The organism is Arthrobacter sp. TMN-49, from assembly GCF_054511095.1.
Genome location: NZ_JBTNDH010000003.1, coordinates 133,016 through 155,777, shown reverse-complemented (window position 1 = coordinate 155,777; position 22,762 = coordinate 133,016). Strand labels below are relative to the sequence as shown.

Below are 22,762 nucleotides of genomic sequence, written 5' to 3'. Positions count from 1 at the left end.
CGAGGGTGGCTGCAAGCCCGGGCCTGCGGGTGGGCACCGCAGTGCGGCGGCGCTCATGGCGGTGTTCCTAGGAGTGGGGGCTCGCCAGGGTGAACAGCTCACAGGCGGCGTTGTAGTACGAATCTGTTAGTCCCTGATGAGCCATGCCAATGCGGAGGCACACTCTTTGGGAGGCCTCATTGGCGGGGTTGGTCACAGCAACCACCTGGCTCAGGCCGTTGCTGAAGGCATGGTCAAGAACAGCCGCGGCGGCCTCGGTTGCGTAGCCATTGCCCCAATGGTCAGGATGAAAATGCCAGCCAATTTCGACGTCGTCGGAAGGTTTCAACGGCTCCTCACCGGAGGCGGGAATGGGCTTGAGCAGCAACGTCCCCACGGCGAGCCCATCGCTGGAGCGGGTAACAGCCCAAATGCCATGGACAGGATGGTCAATGCTTTGGAAGCGGGCAACTCTTTCCTCGGCCTCGGTCCGGCTCACCATGACCGCGGGCTCCGCACCAATAAAGCGTTGCACCACCCAGCGCGAGTACAAGTCGTAGACAAAATCAACATCGGTTTCTTGCCAGGCTCGCAGCGTCAGTCGCTCTGTGGTGATGTTCTTCATGGAACCATTGTGCACTGTTGGCGGTCCCCGCATCGTTTACAGCCCTGCGAACATGCCATGAATCCCGGCTCTGCGCCCACACCCACAACCGCTGACATGAACACCGCGCACTCAATGCTTGGCACAATAGGACACAACACATTCTCCCGGAGGGGTAAACGCATGAAGTTTGTCGTGAAAGCTAGCCCGAATGCCGCAGGCTCCTGGCACCTTGAGGAGCAGCATGCTTAACCACAGTCCCGGCAAGATCATGTTCGACGACGCCTACCTCCAGCAAGTTGTGGCCACCCTCCTCGACGCCGGGGAACTTCCCGCCATAGTGCAGGGCGGCCATCCCGTGCTTCGGTCACAGGCGCGCCCCTTCACCGGACAACTCGACGATAAACAGTTAAGCAGCCTCATCGAGCTCATGACAGCAACCATGCGGGCGGCTCCGGGCGTTGGCCTGGCCGCGCCGCAGCTTGGCATCCCGCTGCAACTCGCCGTCCTTGAGGACAAGTATGAGATCCCGGCCGAGAATGCCGCAGCCCGCAACCGTGAATCACTGGAACTGTTCACCATCCTCAACCCGCACTACACGGCTGTTGGCACCGAGATGGCCTCCCACTATGAGGGTTGCTTGTCCATGTCGGGGTGGCAGGCTGTTGTGGACCGCCACGCCACCGTGGCCTTGTCCTATCAGGACGAGCACGGCCGGGCCCACACCCGCCAGTTCACGGGGTGGCAAGCCCGGATTGTCCAACACGAGACCGACCACCTTGCCGGGACCCTCTATATAGACAAGGCACGCACGCGCTCGCTGGCTAGCAACGAACAATACGGCGAACACTGGGCCAACCCGGACATAGCGGCTGCCCAAGCGGCACTCAACTTCTAGGGGCTTGCTTCTGTCGATTCGGTGTCCACTCAATGCAGCCGCTGAACCTAAGATGGTTGCATGGAACCCTCAGTTGTTGAAGCCTTGTTGTGCCCTCATTGCGGCCTAGCGTTCGTTGCACCACAAGCTGACGCCAACAGCATTGTGTGCGTCGAGGGCCACAGCTTTGACATAGCCCGCCAGGGTTACCTCAACCTGCTCACAGGGCAGGGCACCAAATTCTTGCCCGACACCGCCGCCATGGTCCAGGCCCGTGACGCGTTCTTGGACGCGGGCCACTACCAAGACCTCAGTAGCGCGCTCGCCCGTCAAGTGGACGCGGCTCTCCCGCCAGCAACGCACGGTGCCCTCTTGGTGGATGCGGGCACGGGAACTGGCTACTACCTCCAACAAATACTGGCCACCTTGGCCGCGGTACCCGCCGGCACCGGTGCCGAAACCCCGGCTCTGGGAGACAGCGGCGCTCGCAGTCTGGACGCAGTGGGTCTGGACATTTCCAAATTCGCCCTTCGCCGGGCCGCCAGAAGGAACCCGCAGGCGGTGAACATTGTGTGGGACCTGTGGCGGGCCCTGCCGCTGGGAGCCAACACGGCCGACGTCGTCCTTGTCATCTTCGCCCCGCGCAACGCGAGTGAATTTGCCAGGATCCTCAAGCCCGGGGGCTCGCTCATAGTTGTCACTCCCCTGCCGGGGCATCTGGCGGAAATCGCCAAGGTTGCCGGACTTCTGGCCATTCAGGACGACAAGGAAGCGGCCCTGGGCCACTCCCTGTCGAGCCATTTCTCCCTGGTCAGCAGCCAGGAAGTGCAGTGCCCGCTGGCACTGAGCCCGGCCGATATTGGCAATGTGGCGCTCATGGGTCCGGCCGGGCACCATCTTGATCCCGTGACGCTGGGCGCCCAGCTGGCCCAGCTTCCGTCCGTGACGGATGCGACGGCGGCATTCCGGATCTCGGTATTCGCCACTATCGGCCGGAGCTAGTTCTGCTCGGCAGCCTGGAGCTTTTCCGGCACGCTGAGATCCACCAGCTGTGATGTGGACTTCTTCCCGTGCAGGTCCACGTGCAGCCACCGCAAGGTCAGCTGTGTGAGGGGCCCCACCCCCAGGGCAAACGCGGCAGTTCCGGCGCCCACCACACCGCCAAGGAAGAAGCCCAGCACCACCACGCTCAGCTCAATGCCTGTACGAACAAGCCATACGGGCCGCCCCGTGACGCGGACCAGTCCCGTCATGAGTCCGTCACGCGGACCCGGCCCCAGCCCGGCGCCAATGTACAGCGCCGTGGCGAAGGCCAGCATGAACAGGCCAGCCGCAAAGGATGAGATCTGCAGGGCCAGGTGATTGGCCTCGGGGATAAGGGCCAATCCCAGATCGGCGAACACTCCCACCAGCAAGGCGTTAGCAATGGTGCCAAATCCTGGCCGCTGCTTGAGCGGAATCCACAACAACAGCACCCCGCCACTAATCAAGATGGTCCACAGGCCAAAGGAGAGACCGGTGGTTCGGGACACCCCCTGGGCAAAGACATCCCACGGCGAAGCGCCAATGTTTCCGCGGATCATCAGGGCGATGGACACCCCGTAAAGGGCCAGGCCAAGGAAGAGCCGGATCAGGCGGATGGGAAGAGAGACGGTGGTAAGAAACGTGTGCATGAACCAAGCTTAGCCAAACTGGACTTACACAACAGGGCCAATTGCACTAATGTGGCTTCATGAACTCTTTTGTCACCGGCAGGCGGCTAGCCCGCGAACTGGGCGAGTGGCGCAGCAACGCCCCCGCCTACAGGGCACTAGCCGAGCGCATTCGGGTCCTGTTGATGGATGGCAGACTCTCTAGCGGCGCGAAACTGCCCGCCGAACGCGAGCTGAGCCAGGCCTTGGCTCTGAGCCGTACCACTGTGGCCGCCGCATACTCCAAATTGCGTGACGACGGTTTCCTCGAGAGCGTCCGGGGCTCCGGGAGCACCTTGCGCCTCCCCGGCCGTGAACGCGGCGAGCATGGGCTGCACAATGGCCTGCCCTTGGACTTCAGCAAGGCCACAGCGCCGGCCTATCCCGGGATTCAAGCAGCCTATGCGGCCGCCGTTGCCGAACTGCCGAACTATCTTTCCCACGACGGATTCGACATGGTGGGAATGCCGGATCTTCGCGAGGCCATCGCCCAGCACTATCGAGACAGGGGGCTGCCCACCTCGGCGGATCAAATAATGGTGACCATCGGCGCCCAACACGCCCTGAACCTGGTGACAAGAACTCTGTACTCCCCCGGTGAACGGATCATGGTGGAGCAACCCACTTATCCGCACGCCCTGGACACTTTCACCTCCCTGGGGGCACGCATCCTTGCCTTTCCCGTGCGCCAGGATGGCGGCTGGGATCTGGGCCAGGCGCTGTTGCAAATACGCCGCGCAGCCCCCAGTCTTGCCTTCTTGATGCCGGACTTTCACAATCCCACAGGCATGAGCATGTCCATCCAGGAACGTGAATACTTGGCTGCCGCGGCGGCACGCGAAGGCACTGTCCTGGTGGTGGATGAAACCACTGCCCTGTTGGATATTGACCGCGGCCCCATGCCACCCTTGGCCGCCTTCTCCCCCAGCGTGCTGACACTTGGATCGTTGGGGAAGATTGCTTGGGGTGGCTTGCGGGTGGGCTGGATCCGTGGCTCACGGGAGATCATGGCCCAGCTGTTGCGCAACCGGCCCGCCATGGATCTGGGCACACCACTGGTTGAGCAGCTTGTTGCCAGCACCTTGCTCCGTGACTTGCCGTCGATGATGGCAAGCCGCAGCCGGGATCTGCGCCGTGGCAGGGACACACTAGTTTCACTGTTGGCCCAGCACCTCCCGCAGTGGAAGGTTGAGGTTCCCGACGGCGGATTATCGCTGTGGATCAATACCGAAACCATTTCCAGCTCGGCGCTGGCCCTAGCTGCCCGCGCCGAGGGTTTGGGGCTAGTCCCGGGGCCCCGGTTTGGTGTTGACGGCGCTTTTGAGAGATACCTGCGCCTGCCATTCTGCTATGGCGATGAGCAATTGCGGGACGGTGTGCAGATTCTGAGCCGCCTCGGTCACCATGTTGGCTCGGACCCCTTAAGAATGCCCTTGCAGGCAGTAATTTAGCCGGAAATTCTCAGCCCAACGTAGTAGTGTCGTAGGTACACATCAGTCTCTAAGGGGGACGAAATGCTTGAATGGATTAATGACTTTGGCTGGATCATCTGGCTCTCAGTCTTCTTGCTCCTAGCTGTTGCCGAGATGCTAACGCTGAACCTGTACTTCATCCTGATGTCAGTGGGAGCATTGGCTGCTCTTGTGGCGTTCTTGTTCAATGCCGAGTTGTGGTTGCAGATTGTGATTTTCTGCGTTGTTGCCTTGGCCACGACGGTTCTGATCAGGCCCTTGGCCTTGAGCCATCTCCGCCGCGGACCGGCAGATCAGCTCTCCAATGTTGACAGGTTGATTGGCCACAAGGCAGTGGTCATAGAAGCCGTCAGCACCAGTGGAGGTCTTGTGAAGATCGGTGGAGACATTTGGACCGCACGGATCAACGGCGGCGTGGACATACCGGTAGGAGCCACCGTGGAAGTTGCCTCCATCGATGGCGCCACAGCCATCATCTCCTACCCCTCCGCGCACAAGTCAGCCGGACCGGCCACCACAACAGCCTAAGTACCGCCACGGTGCGACTGGGCTTGACCTTGCGCCCCGTGACCGGTTGAGTACGCAGATTTTTTACACAGAAAAGAGGGGATTTCATGGGAGACGCTGGCACACTCGTGTGGCTATTTGTAATTTTTGTCCTACTAGTATTCGTAGTGATTGTCCTTGTGCGTTCGGTGCGCATCATTCCGCAGGCCCGTGCCGGTGTCGTGGAGCGGCTGGGTAAGTACCAGCGCACGCTCAACCCGGGCTTGACGGTCCTTATACCGTTCGTGGACCGTTTGCTGCCGCTGCTTGATTTGCGTGAGCAGGTTGTTTCCTTCCCGCCGCAGCCAGTCATCACCGAGGACAACCTGGTTGTTTCCATTGACACTGTCGTGTACTTCCAGGTGACAGATCCCCGCGCAGCCACGTATGAGATTGCCAACTACATCCAAGCCGTTGAGCAGTTGACAACAACTACCCTGCGTAACGTCGTGGGTGGTTTGAACCTCGAAGAGGCATTGACCTCCCGTGACCAGATCAACGGCCAGCTCCGTGGCGTGCTCGATGAGGCCACCGGTCGCTGGGGCATCCGTGTCAGCCGAGTCGAGCTCAAGGCCATTGACCCGCCCCTGTCCATCCAGGATTCCATGGAAAAGCAGATGCGTGCAGAGCGTGACCGCCGTGCAGCCATTCTGACCGCCGAAGGCACCAAACAGTCAGCCATTTTGACGGCTGAAGGTGAGCGTCAGTCATCCATTTTGAAGGCTGAGGGTGATGCCAAGGCAGCCATCCTGCGTGCCGATGGTGAATCACAGGCCATCCAGAAGGTCTTCAGCGCCATCCACAAGGGCAACCCCACCCAGAAGCTGCTGGCCTACCAGTACCTGCAGACGCTGCCCAAGATCGCCTCGGGAACGTCGAACAAGTTGTGGATCATTCCCAGCGAGGTAGGCGAAGCGTTGAAGGGTATCGGCAACGTTTTGGGGACCACGGCACCCGACTCGGACGACGCCGTCGAACCTTCAGAAGGTGCCGCACAGTAGCTCGCGTCACACCAGCACCGCCAACTGCATCATGGGCGCGGCCAAGCACGTATAATGAGTGTTTGGCCGCGTGGCTTTTTGCCCGGCCGCTATTCAACGATCACTGCAACTCAGGAACAACTGTGCGCAGTGCCGCGTTGAATCAATAGACGTTAACAAATTTAGGGAGAAGTCATGAGCGATCGTAGCCTGCGTGGCATGCGCCTAGGCGCACAGAGCATGGAGACAGAATCCGGTGTTGAGCCGGCTCCTCGCCAGAGCGTGGAGTACCGTTGCGCCGACGGAGAGCAGGTATTCGTTACCTTCTCCTCGGAAGCTGAAATCCCGGCAACCTGGATGTCAAAGACCGGCAAGGAAGCCCTCCTGGTCAACGGTGAGGCTCCTGACACCTCCAACGACAAGCCCGTGCGTACCCACTGGGACATGCTCCTGGAACGCCGCACCTTGCCCGAGCTGGAAACCATCTTGGCTGACCGCTTGACCATCCTGCGCGAAAAGCGTGGCGAGAAAGTCTAAGCTGTTTCACTAGCTAGACGCTTAGTACAAAAAGGTGGGCCGCCCGATCATCGGGCGGCCCACCTTTTTGCATGTCCCGCGGTCCGCGCCCCTGGCGCCGCGGGAGCGGCAGGGAAATCTACTTGTTGCGCCGTGTCAGCTTGTTCCAGCGGGCAGTCAGGCCCCACTTGGTGACGTTGATCATGGCTTCTTGGACAATGTTGCCGCTCATCTTGGAGGCACCGAATTCGCGCTCCACAAACGTGATGGGAACTTCCACCACTTTCATGCCCTTCTGGCACACGCGCCAGAGCATATCCACCTGGAAGCCATAGCCGACGGACTCAACGGAGTCGAAGTCCAGTGCTTCCAGCGTGCTGCGTCGGAACGCCCGGTAGCCGCCTGTCACGTCGCGGATCGAGATGCCCAGAATAACGCGTGAGTACAGGCTGCCGCAGGTGGAGATCAGCTTGCGGTGCAGCGGCCAGTTGACCACTTTGCCGCCCGGAACCCAGCGCGAGCCCAGCACAAGGTCAGCGCCTTGGTCTATGGCTTCTAGCAGCAGGGGCAGCTGTTCGGGCTGGTGGGACCCATCGGCATCCATTTCGACCAGGACGTCGTAGCCGGCGTCGAGACCCCACGTGAAGCCGGCCAGGTAGGCAGCTCCGAGGCCTTCCTTGCCCGGACGGTGCAGGACATGCACCGCAGGATCGTTGGCCGCAAACTCGTCAGCCCATTGGCCTGTCCCGTCGGGACTGTTGTCATCAGCGATCAGCACATCCGAGTGAGGGACAGCTTCACGCAGGCGAGTAAGCGTTTTAGGCAGCGACTCGATCTCGTTGTAAGTGGGAATGATCGTCAGGACACGCAACAATTGGTGCCTTTCCGTGGTGAATGGAGAAAGTGGAGGGCTCTGGTCTGCGACCGCTGGTGCCAGCTCGTGGCTTTGTCGACACAGCGGCGGGCATTTAGCGCCAAATCACCATTATAGGCGAGGTGGCTAGGGAAAAGATAAGTCCACGCGCCTTCGGACCAATTAAGTCCCGCGCACACTGCACGGTTCTTAGTTGTTTTCTAGTGGCGCGTGGACCTATCTCCCTAGCGTCGGCGAAGCTGAGCTTCACACCGACCGGAATTCTCCCAGAGGAGGTTCTCCGCTCCCCTAAAACTAATTGCCCACGACCTGTGTGTCAACATGTTCCTGACCTGCACAGATAGGCGTCCGCGCAGGTCAGGGCGCATATTACCGAGAGGTAATTGCCGGGCGGTAGCTAAAGAAATCTCACAATGCTACGGCCTGATGCTGGTGGTGCTGAAGTCCTCGCTGGCATACAGTTCACGGCCCAGATGCACGGTTTGAAGGCAGCGCGGGTCATTCTCGGTATCCAGGGCTGGCAGCAACGGCGTGCGGGCCCGCGGATCGGTGGACCAGGACTGCACCCTGTCATCGGCCACCTGAACCATGAGTGCCTCCACGTCCCAGATGGCGAAGCTGGCCGGGGCACCCGGAACCAACTGGCCAAGGAACGGGTTCTCGGACTTCGCCGCACGCCAACCAGCCCGCGTGTGGCCAATAAAGGCTGCCCGTGCCGAAATCCGTGACGCAGGCTCGTGATGGTTCAGCGCCGCCCGGACGCTGGCCCACGGGTTCAAGGGTGTCACGGGTGCGTCCGATCCGAAGCAGAGCGGAACCCCAGCCTCATAGAAGCGTGCCAGTGGGTTGAGCTCGCTCGCCCTCTGGGCGCCCAGACGTTCGGCATACATGCCAGCCGAGCCACCCCACAGGGCTTCAAAGCCCGGCTGGAGGGAAACCGTGACGGCGTGTTTGGCCAGAGCCGCCATGGCCGGACCATCAACCATCTCGGCGTGTTCAAACCGGTGGCCGGCGGCCCTGACCTTCTCGATGCCTACGCGCTCAGCAGCAAGGGCGAGTCCTTCGAGAGCAATGTCCATCGCCCCGTCTCCGATGACGTGGAAGCCACCGGTGAGGCCCAGCTCAGAGGTGGCTGTCAAGTGGTCGGCAACTTGTGCAACGCTCAGCTGTGCAGCGCCGGAGGAGTCGGGCGCATCGGCATAGGGAAGTCGCAGGAGCGCCGAGCGGGAGCCCAAGGAGCCGTCAATGTTGATGTCCCCCGCCAAACCCAGCACAGTCGGACCCAGGAGTGCCAACAGCTCACGCGCCTGCTCCACGCTGGAGACCAATTCTCCCCAGTACGGCAGTATTTGCGGCAACGCCTCGGTGGCGTCGGCGGCACTCAAAGCCAAGAGCGCCGTCAGGTCTTCAATGGAGCCCACATGGGGCGCGCTCATTTCAGCCAGGGCAACATATCCGTTGGCGCCCGCGTGGCGTAGGGCCCGCTGCTGAGCCGCTTGGCGTTGTTCGGGGCTCAAGTCACGCGCGGCATCCCGGGCCTTCGCGTGGGCGGCGCCGCTGACCAGCCCCTCCCCGTCCCAACCAGCCAAGGCACTAAGCCCGCAACGCTGCGCCAAGGCGGAGGAGACCACACCGGAGTGCACGTCCACCCGGGCCAGATACACTTCACGGCCTCCGGTGGCCCTATCCAGTTCGGCGGCGGTGGGCGGCCGGTTTGCCGGCCATCCGGTGCTATCCCAGCCATACCCCAGGACGAGTCCTCCAGTAGTTGCGGCCGCGGCGGCAACCCGGTCCAAGAGGTCAGCTACCGATGTGGCCCCCGCCAGATCGACAGAATCCAGGGCCACCCCGGTTTCGGTGACGTGAACATGGGAATCCACAAATCCGGGCGCCACCAGGGCCCCGGCCAGATCCACCTCCAGCATCCGCGAATCCAACAGCGACGTGGCAGCATGTTCGGAGCCAACCCACGCCACTACGTCCCCGTCCACCAGCATGGCTGTGGCGAGAGGATCGGCTGCGCTATACACAGAACCATTCCTGTACAAGGTCAATGACATGAGAAAAGCAGTCCTTTCAACAAAGTGTTCAAAAATCTAAATGGCCCGGCACCGGGCCGTCGCGGTGTGGGGCTCAGTCCACCACGGCCGTGTAGGTGACAACTCCGCGCCGCAGCATCTCAATAGCGGTTCGGCACACTGGTGCAAAGCCGGCAGGCACGGCCGGGACTTGGGCCAGCTGCCCCAACAGGTCGATGACTTGCTTGGTCCAGCGCACAAAGTCGCCGGCCGCCAGCTCTGTGCCCGCCAAGGAATCCTGCAGGCTGCGCCCCTTGGCCCACTTGTACATGGGCCACACAAGTCCCATCTCCGGCTCACTTGTCAGCGGTAGTTTGTGCGATTCCTCGGCGTCTTGGAGCCTGGACCACGCGATGACAACGTCTTCCACCGACTGCTCCAACCTCACGCTGGGCATGCGCGGCCGGGCGCCCTCGCCGTCGCGCTTGGCCTGGTAGACCAGCGTGGTGACAAAGGCCGCCAGCTCGGCCGCATCCAAGTCAGCGAACACGCCCTGCCGCAAGGCCAGGGCAATCAGCAGGTCCTTCTCGCCATACACGCGGCGCAGTCGCTGTCCGTCCTCACTGGGTACCAGGGTTCCGGTGTTGTCGGCAACCACAAAACCGTAACTGGACAGCAGCTCGATGACCCTGTCGAAGGTGCGGGCAATGGTGTTGGTGCGCGACTGGATGGCCCGCACAATCCCGTCAGTCTCGCGCCGCAGCTTCCACCAGCGCTCCGACCAGCGGGCGTGGTCCTCCCGCTCGCTGCAACCATGACAGGGGTGGGCCCGCAGGCTCCTGCGCAAGGTGACGACGGCGGCGTCCTCACCGGTTGCGGCGTATTGGAAAGCGGCTGTCCGGTGCGGGCGCACGGCGGCCGTATCGGCCAGCTTGGCCTCCACGGCTGCCAACAAGTTCCGCTTGTCCTTGGGCACCTTGGCATTGAATCCCTTGGGCAGGCGCACCTGGGCAGCAACCTCCACCGGACCGCTCAGGTCATGCAAGTTCAGCCGCCGCAGTTCCCTGTCCATCGTGAGGATGGAGGGGCGCGGCTCACGCGTGTTGCTGTCGGCGCCAACCACGACGGCGTACCCCGGGTTGCGCCCGCCCGGAACCGAAATCACGTCACCGGGACGCAGACTGGCGATGGTGTCAACAACAGCATTGCGCCGTTGTTTGGACTTTGATGCTGACGCACCCGATTCGTGGTCGGAGAGTTCGCGGCGCAGCTTGGCGTATTCGTTGAAGTCACCCAGGTGGCAGGTCATGGCCTTCTCAAAGCCGGCCAGTGACTCCTCCCGGGACCGTACCTGCTTGGCTAGGTCCACCACTGAACTGTCCGCCTGGAACTGGGCAAAGGAGGATTCGAGAATGTCCCGGGTCCTGTGCTGGCCAAACTGTGCCACCAGGTTGATGCTCATGTTGTAGGTGGGGCGGAAGCTGGAGTTCAGCGGGTAGCTGCGCTTAGAGGCTAGGCCGCCCACGGCAGTTGGGTCAGTTCCGGGCTGCCACAGCACCACCGCGTGGCCTTCCACGTCAATGCCGCGGCGGCCGGCGCGGCCCGTCAGCTGGGTGTACTCCCCCGCTGTGATGGCAACATGGGCTTCACCGTTGTACTTCTCAAGTTTCTCCAACACCACTGTGCGGGCCGGCATGTTGATGCCAAGGGCAAGGGTTTCGGTGGCGAAGACTGCACGGACAAGTCCGTCGGCAAACAGATCTTCCACCACTTCCTTGAAGCTGGGCAACATGCCCGCGTGGTGGGCTGCGAGCCCGCGCAACAAACCGTCCCGCCAACCCCAAAAACCCAGCACGTCCTTGTCCGAATCCGGGAGCTCCGCGCAGGCTGCATCAACGCGCCGGGCAATCTCGACGCGCTCGGCGTCAGTGGTGAGCCACAGCCCAGCGGCCGCACATTGATTCACGGCCGCGTCACAGGCGGCGCGGGAGAAGATAAAGGTGATGGCCGGGAGCAGGTCTTGCTTCTCCAGAGCGCGGATCACCTGGGGTCTGGAGGCGGCACGGGTCATGCCAAAGCCGCTGTTGCGGGCACTGCCGTACTTGCCGCCGCCCTGCTGGCCGCCCCCGGAACGGTCTGAGCGGTCCCGGCGGCCGTGGCGTGGCCCCCCGTTGGTGCTGACGGTTTCCGATCGTGCCAGCTTCAACAGCTCGGGATTGATCTTCGGTGTGCGGGAACTGTCCCGGGTGTCAGCCCCGGCGGCAATCTCATCGAAGGACACATTCTCGGCAAAGAGGTCCACAAGATCCCGCTGCACCATCACGTGCTGCCACAGCGGCACAGGGCGGTGCTCGGAGACAACCACCGCCGTGTCACCGCGGACGGTGCCCAGCCAGGCCCCGAACTCTTCTGCGTTGGAGACTGTGGCGCTGAGGGAGACCACGGCAACCTCGCTGGGCAGGTGGATGATGACTTCTTCCCACACTGCCCCGCGGAAGCGGTCGGCCAGGTAGTGGACCTCGTCCATCACCACATAGGCCAAGCCGTTGAGAGTGTGGGAATCGGCGTAGAGCATGTTGCGCAGCACCTCGGTGGTCATCACCACCACGGGTGCCTCGGAGTTGATGCTGGTGTCGCCGGTCAGCAGGCCCACGTTTTCCGCACCGTACTTGGCGCAGAATTCCTGGAACTTTTGGTTGCTCAGGGCTTTGATGGGCGTTGTGTAGAACGCCTTGTACCCACGGGTGAGTGCCAAGTGCACGGCAAACTCGCCAACAATGGTTTTGCCGGCACCTGTGGGGGCTGCAACTAAAACACCGCGGCCGGCCAGAACGGCACGGCACGCGGTGTTTTGAAAGTCATCCAGCTCAAAGGAGAGCCCGGTCTTGAACTCCCCTAGCTCGGTGCCTTGGTCTCGAACTCGTTCCTTCGCCACCAAGTATCGTTCGGCAGGGCTAGTCATTTCAGAGCTTGGCATAGTACAAGCCTACGTCAGCTCAGAGCACTTCCAGATCCGTTGAGGGCGTGGCCACATCAACCGTGGCCTCGGATTCCTTGAGCTTCTTTGCATCCCGCCTGTCACGGCGCTTGTCATTGAGAAGGCACAGCCCAATGGCACCAAAATACAAGACAAGAAGAGGTGCCGCCAAGAAGAACATGCTCATGACATCCGAGCCTGGAGCAGCCATGGCTGCCACAATTGTGACGCCCAAGATGGTGAAACGCCATGCCTTCAGGTATGTCGTGCCACGCACAATGCCAATGGCGTTGAGCGCAAACAGCAGCACCGGAACCAGGAAGGCCACACCCATGAACAACATCAACTGCAAGGCGAATTGCAAGTAGTCGATGGCCTTCATCAGGTTGGCGCTCTCGGTGTCCGCAGGCGTGAAGGATGTCAGTGCCTTCACGATATTAGGCCAGATGGTCCAACCGGCGAAGATCCCAGCCAGAAAGAGCGGCACCGAGGCAAACATGTAGGAGAGCGTGTAGCGGCGCTCCTTCTTGGTCAGCCCAGGCGTGATGAAGGCCCAGAGCTGGTAGATCCACACCGGTGAAGCAATGATCAGACCAAGCACCAGCGAGATCTGAAGCTTCAGGTCGAACGACGTTGCGACTCCCTCAAAGTTCAGGGAGGCAACAATGTTCCGTGAGTGGCTGATGTCACGAAGGGGCTGCGTGATCGCATACATGAGTGGATCGTAGAGGATCCAGCCAATGACCACCCCGGGAATCATGGCCAGAGCACTCTTGACTAGCCGGTTGCGCGCCTCAATCAAGTGCGCCTTCAGCGGCATCCTGCCTTCAGGATTGGCTTTACGGCCCTTTGTGGCGCCCACCGGCTCTGCGACCGCTTCTATGACTGAGCGCCGGTACCGGTTCCGGTACCTTCGCCCGAGGCGTTGCCCTGTGCAGGGTTGTTCACGATCTTTCCCTCGACGGGAGCTTCCGGAGCTGCCGGGGCAGACGGTGCTGCTGAGGCGGACGGTGCTGCTGAGGGCTTCTCGTCCTTGCCGTCGTTCTTCATTTCCTTGACCTCGGACTTGATAATCCGCATGGACTGGCCAAGGCTGCGGGCCATACCGGGCAGCTTGGGCGCTGCGAAGAGAAGAATGCAAACGATAATAATGATGCCAAGAACCCACGGTTCCCTAAAAATTGCCACAGTATGACCTTTCCTTTTGGTTCATCCTACGTCTTGTAATGCTTCGATGTCGCGCAAGGATTGGAGCTGTCCGCGTTCTTTCCTGCGGGCGACGCGCCGCTGAAGGCGGGCAAAACGCCGTTCCTCTTTGGTGGCTAGGTAATCATCCTTCATTTTTTCAGGTGACGCAAAAACCGCGCTGCCGGGAAGGTCTGCGCGCATTTCTGTGACGTGCTCCACTGTGGCTCGTTCCAAGCTTTGCTCCCAGTAGGCGGCGCGCTCGGCACTGACATCACTGAATGTGCGCGTCGTTGAGGCTACGTCGCGCCAGAGTTTCAGGCCCAAAAACACCATGAAAAGCAGGGACAACGCAATGAGCGCAATCCAGATGAGAATCCAAGACCACCAAGGCATTTTTTGAGTCTATCCGTCCATACTGGGAAGTGCCGGGGTGTTTTCGCCCACAGCGTCATAGCTGGCCGACGCCCGTGCCAGCCAGTCAACAGTTTCCGCCCGAACGGCCGACGGCCCAACAACCCGCACCTGGCCGCCCAGCCGGGCCATGAGCGGGGCGAGGGTGGCCGTGTCCCCCACCAGCAGGCGCAAGCCCACCTCACCGTGGGGCAGCTCAAACAACGACGCGTTGTAGGCAGGCCCCAAGCGTTGCACGGCAGCGGCAGCGGCCACCAACTGCACCTGGTGGTCCTCGCTGCCGGGATCGTAAACACCCGTGCTGGGCTGCCAGGGAAGCTCTGTGGCACGAGTATGTTCCTGCGCTCCGGCGTCGGAAAGCTCCTTGATGTGATCGACCCGGAAGCTGCGCAACTCCCCCGCCTTGAGGCACCAGGCCCGCAAGTACCAGAGCGCATCGACTGAGAAGAGCCGCACGGGTTCCACCATGCGCACACCCAGTTCGTCACGGGTGCGCACCAGGTACGTCATGGTGCAGGCACGCTTGTTCAAGATGGCGTTTTGCAACGTGGCAATGGTCTCCACCTCGGGTCCTGATATCAGTTGCAGCCCGACGGCGTCAGCCAGCCAGGCCTCCTCCCCCGCCACTTCACTCAGTGACTCGATGGCGGCGTTGAGCGTCTTTGCCTGTTCGGTGCCGGGAAGCGCCGTGAGTGCTTGCAGGCCCACCAGCACCGAGCATGCCTCTTCCTGGGTCAGCCGCAGCGGGCTGGCGAGTGTTTCAGCATCCCTGATGAACACGTGCCCGGCTTCGGTGGTGACATCCATCAGGTCCCCGTGCAGGTAGCCGGGCCGGCCGGAGACGTTCAGGGTGTCCCGGTCGCGTGCCCACTCCGCGGCGCTGATACTGAATTCTGCCAATACTTCGGCCTCATCCACCCCCGGGTTGGCCACGAGGTACGGCACCATGGACAGCAGGCGGATGAGCCGGTCACGGGAATCCTTCTTCTTCGCTGCCGGGCCAGGCATCGGGGTGTTCCAGTCAAGGTCTCCCACCTCGGCTGCGGCGGCGTTTGCTGCGCGATGCAAGCGTCCAGCCACGGACTCCCGCAGGGCCGGCGGTGCCACAACCAGGGCGTGGGCACCCATGGAGGCTACGTCGTCGGCCATCAATTCTGGCTCACGGTAGCGCACACTCAACACCTCCCACTGGTCCCGGTGCCAGGAACTGTCGGTGGCAAGCGTGGTGCCGGGCCGGCTGCGCAGCCAGTGGGCCGAATCGAGCGGCACAGCAATCTGCGCGGTGTGCTCGGTGCCGGTGCCCAAACGTTCCAGCACCGAGGCGATGGTGAACTCCGCCGGTCGGGTGAAGGTGTCCTTGGCGTTGACGTTCACCTCGGTGGTGATGCGCGAGAGCCGGAAATTGCGTTGCTCGCCTTTGTCCAGGTCAAAGCCGGAGAGGTACCACTGGCCGTACTTGTTGCCAAGACCCCAGGGCTGAACGTTGCGCTGCGTGCTGGAGCTGGCACCGGCGGCGTTGTAGCCAAAGCTCACGGGGTGGTGGTTGCGCAGCGCTGTCCACAACGGCTCAAAGGACGGGTCAGTGGTTCGGATACGCGACTGCGTGGTGGCACTGTCCTCATACCAGCTGGTCCCTGCCCGCGTGGCGATCTTGCGCAAAGCAGACTGCGCCGCGGCCCCAAAGGTTGCTTCGGCCCACAGATTCGCGGCAACAGCCAGTAACGTCATGGCCGATTCGTCGAGGCGGACCTCGGGCACCCGGTAGTCCACTGGATCTATGCGGTACAGCGATTGGTCCTGGGCGTCGGTGTCGTAGCTGGTGGTGACGGACATGGGGATGCCCAGTTCCTGAAGAGTCTTCTTGTCCCGTTCAAACATCCTCTCAAAGGACGCCTGGACTTTCTCTTCCTCGGCAGAGGTGGACGCCGCCGACGTGTAGCCGTTGATTCGTGCGCGGAGGTAACTCTTGCTGTAGCCGCGCCGGGTCCCCAGCAGGGCTATCACCAGATTCAGCAGGCGCTCAGTGGCATCAATTTTTGTGGACACACTGCCCAGCGTACCGGCAGTGACATTGTCTTAAAGACCCGCCCTCCGGCACCTTAAACAACTGACCCGCAGAAAACGCCGAAAATCGCATCAAAGATGCGTATTTTCGGCGTTTTCTGCGGGTCAGTTGCGGAGGGGGTGCTTAGCGCACAGCCACCAGGTCAACAACAAAGATCAGCGCTTCGTTGGGGCCAATGGCTCCCCCGGCGCCGCGTGAACCGTATGCCAGCTCGGAGGGGATTTCCAGGCGACGACGGCCGCCCACCTTCATGCCGATCAAGCCCTGGTCCCAGCCCTGGATGACCTGGCCGATGCCGGCACGGAACTCCAGCGGGTTGCCACGGCCCCAGGACGAGTCAAATTCTTCGCCCGTGGAGAACGCAACGCCCACGTAATGGGTGGAAACGGTGCTGCCGGGGATTACCTCGGTGCCGGTGCCCTCGATCAGGTCCTCAATGACCAGCTCGGTGGGAACGGCGTGTTCCGGGAAATCAATTTCGGGTTTGCTGCGATCGTAGTCGCGTGTGCCAAAAGACATGGTTCTCCTTGTTTGTGTTGCTTACTTCTTCGATTCAATCTTAACAACAAATACCAGTGTGCCAACAGGCTTGCCCTGGGCTGCCGCCTGATCGCCGTACGCCAACGACGCCGGGATGGTCAGCTGAACTGTTGAGCCAACCTTCTGACCCGCCAGACCCTTGGACCAACCCTGAATGACTTCTTGCAGGCCAAAGGAGACGGGCTCGCCCTTGTCAAAGCTGGAGTCGAACTTCTTTCCGTCGGACCAGGTCCAGCCGGTGTACAGAGCGGAAATGGTATCGGTGGCCGCCAGCACCTCGCCCTTGCCCTCGGTGAGAACCTGAACGGCCATGTCGGCCGGGGCATCAGTCTTGGGGATGGTGATGCTGGGGACGCCCTTGTCATCAAACTTTGCCACGGGCAGCTTGCCGTCCTTCGCCAGAGCGGCAGCTTGATCGGCACTCATGACCTTTGCCGGAGCCGGAGCATCCTTAGCGCCAACGATCTGGAAGACGTTCATGGCTGCAGGCTGTTCTTCCTGGGCCGGCGCTTCCGCCGTCGCTGCCTTTGCGGGCACTGCCGGAGTCCCGTAGGCGATGTAGGCACCAATCTTGGCGCTGGTAAAGGTGGAGTGGACCAAGGCGAACTGGGTCTTGAACTTCTCATCCAGGGTGATGTTGTTGGCGTCCTTCTTCGTGAAGGTCTCGCCCACGGTCTTTCCGTCAGTTGCGGTGAGCATGACCTGCTGGAACGCAACGACCTGGCCATCCTTGACCTTCGCGCCGTCGCCCGGGGTTACCAAACGCATCGACTCGGCCTTGATCGCCAGGGGCGTGTCAAAGGTGACCTTGGGTGCTTTGCCCTTGCCCAAATCTTGGACCTTGACTGAGGCCAAGGCCTCGGCGTTCGACGGCGGGATGGACACCGAGGCGCTTGCTGCTGGCGCGTCGGAATCCGCTGAACCTTGTGAACAAGCGGTGGCAAGGAGCAGCAGGGGAAGAAGTATGGCAAGAAGTCGGCGCACAGAAACTCTTTCGGTTGCAGGGTTGATGGGGCAGGGATGCGATCTCGCAGTGCCCTATCAAGCATGTGGATGAAAAGGGCCGCGTTCAGCTTATCGCCTGAAGCTGGATGAAAGCTGCGTAGTGGCCGCACACGTTGTGGGCTGAGGTCCTACCAGGGGAAGGTTTCAGGACTCGTGGCGCAGGGACGCTATGAGCTCATCGACACGTTCGTCGCTGCTCTTAAAGGGGTCCTTGCACAGAATGGTTTGGTGGGAGCGGTCATTGAGTTTCAGATGCACCCAGTCAACGGTGTAGTCACGCCCGGAATCCCTGGCCGCGCTGACAAATTTGCCGCGCAAGTGGGCGCGGGTGGTGGTAGGTGCCGTGTCCACGGCCGTGAGGATGTCTTCGGGCGTTGCCACCTTGGCTGCGGCACCTCGGCGTTCAAGCATATTGAACAAACCCCTGTTCACGGAGATGTCGTGGTAGCGCAAATCCAGTTGGGCCACTTGGGGCGAACCCCAGGTGACATGGTGGCGGTCGGCGTAGGCTCCGAGCAGCTTGGCTTTGATGGCCCAATCAATTTCGGTGTCAATACTGGAGTAGTTTTCGCTTTCTACCGCATCCAGGGTGCGCTCCCACAGGTCAAGAATTCGGGGCACCAAATCATTGTGCGCCCCGTGCGAGCGAACAAAGGCCGTCACTTTTTCCAGGTAGTGGCGTTGAATTTCGATGGCCGTCAGGGTGCGGCCGTCGGCCATCTTCAAGGGATGCTTGCCGGTAATGTCATGGGAAATTTCGCGAATGCTGCGGATGGGGTTCTCCAGGCGCATGTCGCTCATGATGGAACCGGCCTCAACCATGCGCAACAGCAGGTCAACGCTGCCCACCTTGAGCATGGTGGTGGTTTCGGACATGTTCGAATCCCCCACAATCACGTGCAGCCGGCGGTACAGCTCGGCGTCGGCGTGGGGCTCATCGCGGGTGTTGATAATGGGTCTGGAGCGGGTGGTGGCTGAGGAGACGCCTTCCCAAATATGGTCGGCACGCTGTGAAAACGCGTATTGGCCGCCCTGCTGGGCGGGCAGCACCTTCCCGGCCCCGGAAATGAGTTGTCGAGTGACCAGGAAGGGGATGAGAATATCGGCCAAACGGTTGAACTCGCCCTTGCGGGTGATCAGGTAGTTCTCGTGGCTGCCGTAGGAGTTCCCGGCCGAATCCACATTGTTCTTAAAGAGGAATATCTGCCCGTCATAGCCTTCGAGCTCCAACCGGCTTTGCGCCTCGTGGACCAGGTCGTTCAGGATGGCTTCGCCGGCCCGGTCGTGGGCTATCAGTTGGGCGATCCCGTCACATTCCGCTGTGGCATATTCGGGGTGTGAGCCCACATCCAGGTAGAGCCGGGAGCCGTTGGGCAGGAACACATTGGAGGAACGTCCCCAGCTGACCACCTTCCGGAATAGGTACCTGGCAACCTCCTCGGGCGACAAAGGCCGTGAGCCGGGCGCTGAATAGGCCACCCCAAACTCGGTTTCAATGCCAAAAATTCGCCTGTCCACCAGTTCATTCCCCTTTATTTGTGCTCAGTTGTGCCGCAACGTTTGCCGCACTCAACCGTCTAAACGTCCTGCGGGAGCCTCCCACGGCCGTTGCCTCACGGTCAAGGACAGCCACTTCCAAGGTGGCAGCCCCCAGCGGAACCACCGGGCCGGCGCCTGCCGAGGCGGCCTCCACCCGGGGAGCCTCCAGGGCACTGACGGCCCAGCGCAGTGCCTGCCCCAGGTCGGCACCGGCGGCCCACACTTTTGCCAGTGTGGCCTGCACCAGCTCGGCCTTGCCGCCCATGGCCAAGTAGCCCGCCTCGTCGGAGATGGATCCGTCAAAGTTCAAACGGAAGATATGGTCCTCACCCTGCCGCTCCCCCACTTCTGCCACAGCCAGTTCCACCTCAAAGGGCTTCTGCTCGGCAGTAAAAACCGTGCCTAGGCTTTGGGCGTAGACGCTTGCCAATCCCCGGGCTGTGACATCCACCCTGTTGTACGAGTATCCGCGGACGTCGGCATAGCGCACACCCGCCTGACGCAGGCTTTCAAATTCGTTGTATTTGCCGACAGCGGCGAAGGCGATGCGGTCATAAATCTCACCGATCTTATGCAGCGTCGGCGAGGGGTTTTCGGCCACCAAGGCCATGCCGTCACGAAAACTGAGGACCACAACGGATTTGCCCCGGGCAATTCCCTTGCGGGCAAAATCGGCCCTGTCTTTCATGACTTGTTCGGGCGAAACGTAGAACTGCTGCGCCATGTTATGCCTCCCTGCGGTCAGCTGTGCGCTGCGCGGTAATAGTCTCAACCACTGCCGCGAGAGTATCGGCGCCAACCCGGCTGGCGCCGTGCGCGGTCACAACATAGACCACGGGCCACAGCTGCCGGACCAGATCCGGGCCACCCGTGGCGGAGTCGTCGTCGGAGGCGTCAACCAAAGCCTCAACGCCCACAGCGACGGCCTCATCAAGGGTCAACTCCGGGCGCCACAACTTTTTCAGGGCACCCCGGGCGAAAACAGCCCCGGAACCAACACTGTGGTGCTCCAGCTCTTCGTAGCGGCCACCTGTTACATCATAGGAAAACAGCCGCCCGGCGGCTTCGTCCGGCTCCACGCCGGCAAACAATGGGACCACCGAAAGGCCCTGCAGGGCCATGGGCAAATTGGCTCGGATCATGGCGCCGAGCCGGTTGGCCTTGCCCTCCAGGCTCAGCAACGTGCCTTCAATTTTCTCGTAGTGCTCAAGTTCCACCTGAAACAAGCGCACAATGTCGATCGCTATACCTGCCGTGCCGGCAATGCCCAGCACCGAATACTTATCGGCCGGGAACACTTTTTCAATGTGCCTGTTGGCGATCATGGATCCCATGGTGGCCCGCCGATCCCCCGCCATGACAACGCCGCCGTTGAAGGTCAGGGCCACTATGGTGGTGCCGTGCGGCGTGGCTGGCATGCTGCCCGTTGGCAACGTCTGGCCGAAGGGCAGGAGGCCCGGATGGCTGCGGCTCACGTAGTCAAAGAACGACGACGAGGAGCCGGCAGCATCCAGCGCCGGAAACTCACTTCTCCTGTGAGCGTCCATGGAGGCCTACTGTCCGCCCTTTTGCACAAATCCGCGCACAAACTCTTCCGCGTTCGATTCGAGCACGCCGTCAATCTCATCCAACAAGTCATCCACCCCTGAGGTGGCGGCCTGGGCAGCACCCGAATCAGGCGCAGGTGTTGGCAGCGGCGCCTCGTCAGCGTGCTCTTCCTCGCTGCGGGCGGAAACGTTCTTTTGTTCCTGCGAAGCCATGGTTAGTCCCTCTTATCCGGATCCCTGATACCCGTAGCTGGTATCTGCTCCCATCCTGCCACGGTCAAGCACAATTTGCGTGCCACCACCAGGATCGTGTTTAAGTTACCGCCGGGGCCGGTGAAACCGGCTGTGCCTAATGTGGGCCAGAAAGTAACTGGCCCAAGAAGTCCTGCAGCTCGCTGTGCTGGTCAAACAGCTCAGCTGTCAGCGCGTGGGTGCCGCGCAGCGGTTCCTTGGTGGAGACTCGTTGGAGCCTGCGGAGTTGTGGAAGTTCAAAGATGACAGAGTCCCAGCTGGCACCCACCACGTGGGCACCAAAGTCCTGGATGCAGCGGCCACGGAAGTAGGCCCGGGTATCACGGGGTGGCTGCAGCACTGCCTCGGCGATGGACTCATCCGTGACGAGCTTTTGCATGCGGCCATGCTGGAGGAGCTTGTAGTAGAGGCCCTTTTCCGGGCGAACATCTGACCATTGGAGGTCGATCAGGCCCAGCCGGGGATCGTTCCACGCCATCTTGTCCCGGGCCCGGTACTGCTGGAGCAGATTCAGTTTCGCCACCCACTCCAATTGGTTGGCCAGGCTCATGGGGTCCTGTGCCAAGGCGGTGAGAACCTCCTCCCACTTGGCCAGCAGAGCGGCCGTGTGACCGTCGCCTGTTAGTGGATCCGCGGAACCATTGGCGGCGGCGTGGGTCTTGGCCGCGTTGAGGTAAAGCCACTGCACGTCCACGGCGCTCACCTTGGTGCCGTCGCGCAGCAGGTGCTTTTTTTGCAGCTGCCAGTCATGGCTGATTTCACGCAGCGTCGACACCGGGTCGGCGAAGGCCAGCTCCGGGGCGCTGCCATGTTCAATCATGTCCAGCACCAGTGCCGTGGTGCCAAATTTAAGATAGTTGGACACTTGGCTCAGATTCGCGTCGCCAATGATCACGTGCAGCCGCCGGTACTTTTCAGCTACTGCGTGGGGTTCGTCCCTGGTGTTGATGATGGGACGGCGAATGGTGGTCTCCAGCCCCACCTCGGCCTCAAAGAAGTCCGCCCGTTGACTGATCTGGAAACCCTGGCCGGAACCGTCCTGACCCAAACCCACCCGGCCGGCTCCACACATGATGGCCCGGGTCACAAAGAACGGGGTCAGCCCGGAGACAATGTGCTTGAACGGTACGTGCCGCGGCATCAAATAGTTCTCGTGGCTGCCGTAAGAAACAGACTTGTTGTCGGTGTTGTTCTTGTACAGGTTGATTTCGGGCAACCCGGGCGTGGCAGCGATCCGGCGCACGGCGGCCAACGCCACCAAATCCCCGGCAGCATCCCACCGCACAACATCGAGGGGGTTGGTGACCTCCGGTGAGGAGTATTCAGGGTGTGCGTGGTCAACATAGAGCCTGGCCCCGTTACCCAAGACCATGTTCATCATCAACGGCAGCGTCGGATCCCCGGTTTCGCCACCCTCCAGGGCAATCTGCGCAGCTGTGAGTTCTGGCTCAGCATCAGTGAGCTGGCTGGGGTGAGCGACGTTTCGTGGCACAGACCAGCCGCGTGCATCCGCCAGCGGATCCTCGTCCGTGTAGTCCCAGCGAGTCTCCCCGCCTGCCGCCGCCCGCTGCTTGGTCTCACGAGAGTAGGCATGGACCACTTGGGTGGACAGCCACGTGGCATTGAATGTGCTGCTGCCCGGGGCATGAATACCGTATTCGGTTTCTGCCCCCATGACCCG

At 61.5% G+C, this 22,762-nt stretch carries 22 protein-coding genes; 6 read left to right on the top strand and 16 right to left on the bottom strand.

The features are described from left to right. Positions 1 to 67 precede the first annotated feature (67 nt). Positions 68 to 604, bottom strand: a complete 537-nt coding sequence (locus ACX80E_RS02885) for a GNAT family N-acetyltransferase (protein WP_459300352.1) — start codon at positions 602 to 604, stop codon at positions 68 to 70. 223 nt (positions 605 to 827) lie between these two features. Here ACX80E_RS02885 and ACX80E_RS02880 point away from each other — a divergent pair, with 223 nt between their 5' ends. Further along, a complete protein-coding gene (locus ACX80E_RS02880) occupies positions 828 to 1,481 on the top strand; it encodes a peptide deformylase (protein WP_459300350.1) in 654 nt (217 codons plus the stop codon). A gap of 60 nt (positions 1,482 to 1,541) precedes the next feature. Further along, on the top strand, positions 1,542 to 2,462 hold the full coding sequence (locus ACX80E_RS02875) for a putative RNA methyltransferase (protein WP_459300348.1): 921 nt from the start codon (positions 1,542 to 1,544) through the stop codon (positions 2,460 to 2,462). Here the strand turns inward: ACX80E_RS02875 and yczE are convergent. Continuing rightward, positions 2,459 to 3,133: a membrane protein YczE gene (yczE, locus tag ACX80E_RS02870; protein WP_459300346.1), complete on the bottom strand. Its 675-nt coding sequence runs from the start codon at positions 3,131 to 3,133 to the stop codon at positions 2,459 to 2,461. The two genes, ACX80E_RS02875 and yczE, sit on opposite strands and share 4 nt — an antisense overlap. A gap of 59 nt (positions 3,134 to 3,192) precedes the next feature. Between yczE and yczR the strand changes: the two genes are divergently transcribed. From yczR to ACX80E_RS02850, 4 genes are all read left to right on the top strand, one after another. Further along, entirely contained in the window at positions 3,193 to 4,602 is a 1,410-nt protein-coding gene (gene yczR, locus ACX80E_RS02865; RefSeq protein ID WP_459300344.1) for a MocR-like transcription factor YczR, read from the top strand. Between the two features lie 63 nt (positions 4,603 to 4,665). Beyond that, positions 4,666 to 5,151: an NfeD family protein gene (locus tag ACX80E_RS02860; RefSeq protein ID WP_459300342.1), complete on the top strand. Its 486-nt coding sequence runs from the start codon at positions 4,666 to 4,668 to the stop codon at positions 5,149 to 5,151. Positions 5,152 to 5,237: 86 nt separating this feature from the next. Further along, complete coding sequence (locus ACX80E_RS02855; protein WP_459300340.1) at positions 5,238 to 6,170, top strand: SPFH domain-containing protein; 933 nt, start codon at positions 5,238 to 5,240, stop codon at positions 6,168 to 6,170. A gap of 174 nt (positions 6,171 to 6,344) precedes the next feature. Then, positions 6,345 to 6,686 (top strand): RNA polymerase-binding protein RbpA, encoded by a 342-nt coding sequence (locus tag ACX80E_RS02850; RefSeq protein WP_103467338.1) that lies wholly within the window; start codon positions 6,345 to 6,347, stop codon positions 6,684 to 6,686. A 118-nt stretch (positions 6,687 to 6,804) separates the two neighbouring features. Here the strand turns inward: ACX80E_RS02850 and ACX80E_RS02845 are convergent, their stop codons facing one another. From ACX80E_RS02845 to dop, 14 genes are all read right to left on the bottom strand, one after another. Further along, complete coding sequence (locus ACX80E_RS02845; protein WP_459300338.1) at positions 6,805 to 7,536, bottom strand: polyprenol monophosphomannose synthase; 732 nt, start codon at positions 7,534 to 7,536, stop codon at positions 6,805 to 6,807. 419 nt (positions 7,537 to 7,955) lie between these two features. Beyond that, positions 7,956 to 9,599, bottom strand: a complete 1,644-nt coding sequence (locus tag ACX80E_RS02840) for an amidohydrolase (protein WP_459300336.1) — start codon at positions 9,597 to 9,599, stop codon at positions 7,956 to 7,958. Positions 9,600 to 9,672: 73 nt separating this feature from the next. After that, entirely contained in the window at positions 9,673 to 12,534 is a 2,862-nt protein-coding gene (locus ACX80E_RS02835; protein ID WP_459300334.1) for a DEAD/DEAH box helicase, read from the bottom strand. 19 nt (positions 12,535 to 12,553) lie between these two features. After that, positions 12,554 to 13,396: a twin-arginine translocase subunit TatC gene (tatC, locus tag ACX80E_RS02830; protein WP_459300333.1), complete on the bottom strand. Its 843-nt coding sequence runs from the start codon at positions 13,394 to 13,396 to the stop codon at positions 12,554 to 12,556. A gap of 17 nt (positions 13,397 to 13,413) precedes the next feature. Beyond that, positions 13,414 to 13,722 carry a Sec-independent protein translocase subunit TatA gene (gene tatA / locus ACX80E_RS02825; RefSeq protein ID WP_459300331.1) on the bottom strand — a complete coding sequence of 103 codons (309 nt, stop codon included), beginning with the start codon at positions 13,720 to 13,722 and terminating at the stop codon, positions 13,414 to 13,416. A gap of 21 nt (positions 13,723 to 13,743) precedes the next feature. After that, positions 13,744 to 14,115, bottom strand: a complete 372-nt coding sequence (locus tag ACX80E_RS02820) for a hypothetical protein (RefSeq protein WP_459300329.1) — start codon at positions 14,113 to 14,115, stop codon at positions 13,744 to 13,746. A gap of 9 nt (positions 14,116 to 14,124) precedes the next feature. Beyond that, positions 14,125 to 16,179: a helix-turn-helix transcriptional regulator gene (locus tag ACX80E_RS02815; RefSeq protein WP_459300327.1), complete on the bottom strand. Its 2,055-nt coding sequence runs from the start codon at positions 16,177 to 16,179 to the stop codon at positions 14,125 to 14,127. A gap of 142 nt (positions 16,180 to 16,321) precedes the next feature. Next, complete coding sequence (locus tag ACX80E_RS02810; RefSeq protein WP_459300325.1) at positions 16,322 to 16,717, bottom strand: FKBP-type peptidyl-prolyl cis-trans isomerase; 396 nt, start codon at positions 16,715 to 16,717, stop codon at positions 16,322 to 16,324. 21 nt (positions 16,718 to 16,738) lie between these two features. Then, a complete protein-coding gene (locus ACX80E_RS02805) occupies positions 16,739 to 17,722 on the bottom strand; it encodes an FKBP-type peptidyl-prolyl cis-trans isomerase (RefSeq protein WP_459300323.1) in 984 nt (327 codons plus the stop codon). A gap of 165 nt (positions 17,723 to 17,887) precedes the next feature. Then, positions 17,888 to 19,261, bottom strand: coding sequence for a Pup--protein ligase (gene pafA / locus ACX80E_RS02800; protein ID WP_459300321.1), 1,374 nt, complete (start codon positions 19,259 to 19,261; stop codon positions 17,888 to 17,890). 4 nt (positions 19,262 to 19,265) lie between these two features. Beyond that, positions 19,266 to 20,006 carry a proteasome subunit alpha gene (gene prcA, locus ACX80E_RS02795; protein ID WP_459300319.1) on the bottom strand — a complete coding sequence of 247 codons (741 nt, stop codon included), beginning with the start codon at positions 20,004 to 20,006 and terminating at the stop codon, positions 19,266 to 19,268. A 1-nt stretch (position 20,007) separates the two neighbouring features. Further along, a complete protein-coding gene (gene prcB, locus ACX80E_RS02790) occupies positions 20,008 to 20,829 on the bottom strand; it encodes a proteasome subunit beta (protein WP_459300317.1) in 822 nt (273 codons plus the stop codon). Between the two features lie 6 nt (positions 20,830 to 20,835). Beyond that, a complete protein-coding gene (locus ACX80E_RS02785) occupies positions 20,836 to 21,042 on the bottom strand; it encodes a ubiquitin-like protein Pup (protein WP_459300315.1) in 207 nt (68 codons plus the stop codon). A gap of 136 nt (positions 21,043 to 21,178) precedes the next feature. Then, positions 21,179 to 22,756 carry a depupylase/deamidase Dop gene (gene dop / locus ACX80E_RS02780; RefSeq protein ID WP_459300380.1) on the bottom strand — a complete coding sequence of 526 codons (1,578 nt, stop codon included), beginning with the start codon at positions 22,754 to 22,756 and terminating at the stop codon, positions 21,179 to 21,181. Positions 22,757 to 22,762 lie beyond the last annotated feature (6 nt).

Bases quoted from the DNA above. Each gene is read 5' to 3' on its own strand.
- ACX80E_RS02885 (WP_459300352.1), bottom strand. From the start codon at position 604: ATGAAGAACATCACCACAGAGCGACTGACGCTGCGAGCCTGGCAAGAA.
- ACX80E_RS02880 (WP_459300350.1), top strand. From the start codon at position 828: ATGCTTAACCACAGTCCCGGCAAGATCATGTTCGACGACGCCTACCTC.
- ACX80E_RS02875 (WP_459300348.1), top strand. From the start codon at position 1,542: ATGGAACCCTCAGTTGTTGAAGCCTTGTTGTGCCCTCATTGCGGCCTA.
- yczE (WP_459300346.1), bottom strand. From the start codon at position 3,133: ATGCACACGTTTCTTACCACCGTCTCTCTTCCCATCCGCCTGATCCGG.
- yczR (WP_459300344.1), top strand. From the start codon at position 3,193: ATGAACTCTTTTGTCACCGGCAGGCGGCTAGCCCGCGAACTGGGCGAG.
- ACX80E_RS02860 (WP_459300342.1), top strand. From the start codon at position 4,666: ATGCTTGAATGGATTAATGACTTTGGCTGGATCATCTGGCTCTCAGTC.
- ACX80E_RS02855 (WP_459300340.1), top strand. From the start codon at position 5,238: ATGGGAGACGCTGGCACACTCGTGTGGCTATTTGTAATTTTTGTCCTA.
- ACX80E_RS02850 (WP_103467338.1), top strand. From the start codon at position 6,345: ATGAGCGATCGTAGCCTGCGTGGCATGCGCCTAGGCGCACAGAGCATG.
- ACX80E_RS02840 (WP_459300336.1), bottom strand. From the start codon at position 9,599: ATGTCATTGACCTTGTACAGGAATGGTTCTGTGTATAGCGCAGCCGAT.
- ACX80E_RS02835 (WP_459300334.1), bottom strand. From the start codon at position 12,534: ATGCCAAGCTCTGAAATGACTAGCCCTGCCGAACGATACTTGGTGGCG.
- ACX80E_RS02820 (WP_459300329.1), bottom strand. From the start codon at position 14,115: ATGCCTTGGTGGTCTTGGATTCTCATCTGGATTGCGCTCATTGCGTTG.
- ACX80E_RS02810 (WP_459300325.1), bottom strand. From the start codon at position 16,717: ATGTCTTTTGGCACACGCGACTACGATCGCAGCAAACCCGAAATTGAT.
- prcA (WP_459300319.1), bottom strand. From the start codon at position 20,006: ATGGCGCAGCAGTTCTACGTTTCGCCCGAACAAGTCATGAAAGACAGG.
- prcB (WP_459300317.1), bottom strand. From the start codon at position 20,829: ATGGACGCTCACAGGAGAAGTGAGTTTCCGGCGCTGGATGCTGCCGGC.
- ACX80E_RS02785 (WP_459300315.1), bottom strand. From the start codon at position 21,042: ATGGCTTCGCAGGAACAAAAGAACGTTTCCGCCCGCAGCGAGGAAGAG.
- dop (WP_459300380.1), bottom strand. From the start codon at position 22,756: ATGGGGGCAGAAACCGAATACGGTATTCATGCCCCGGGCAGCAGCACA.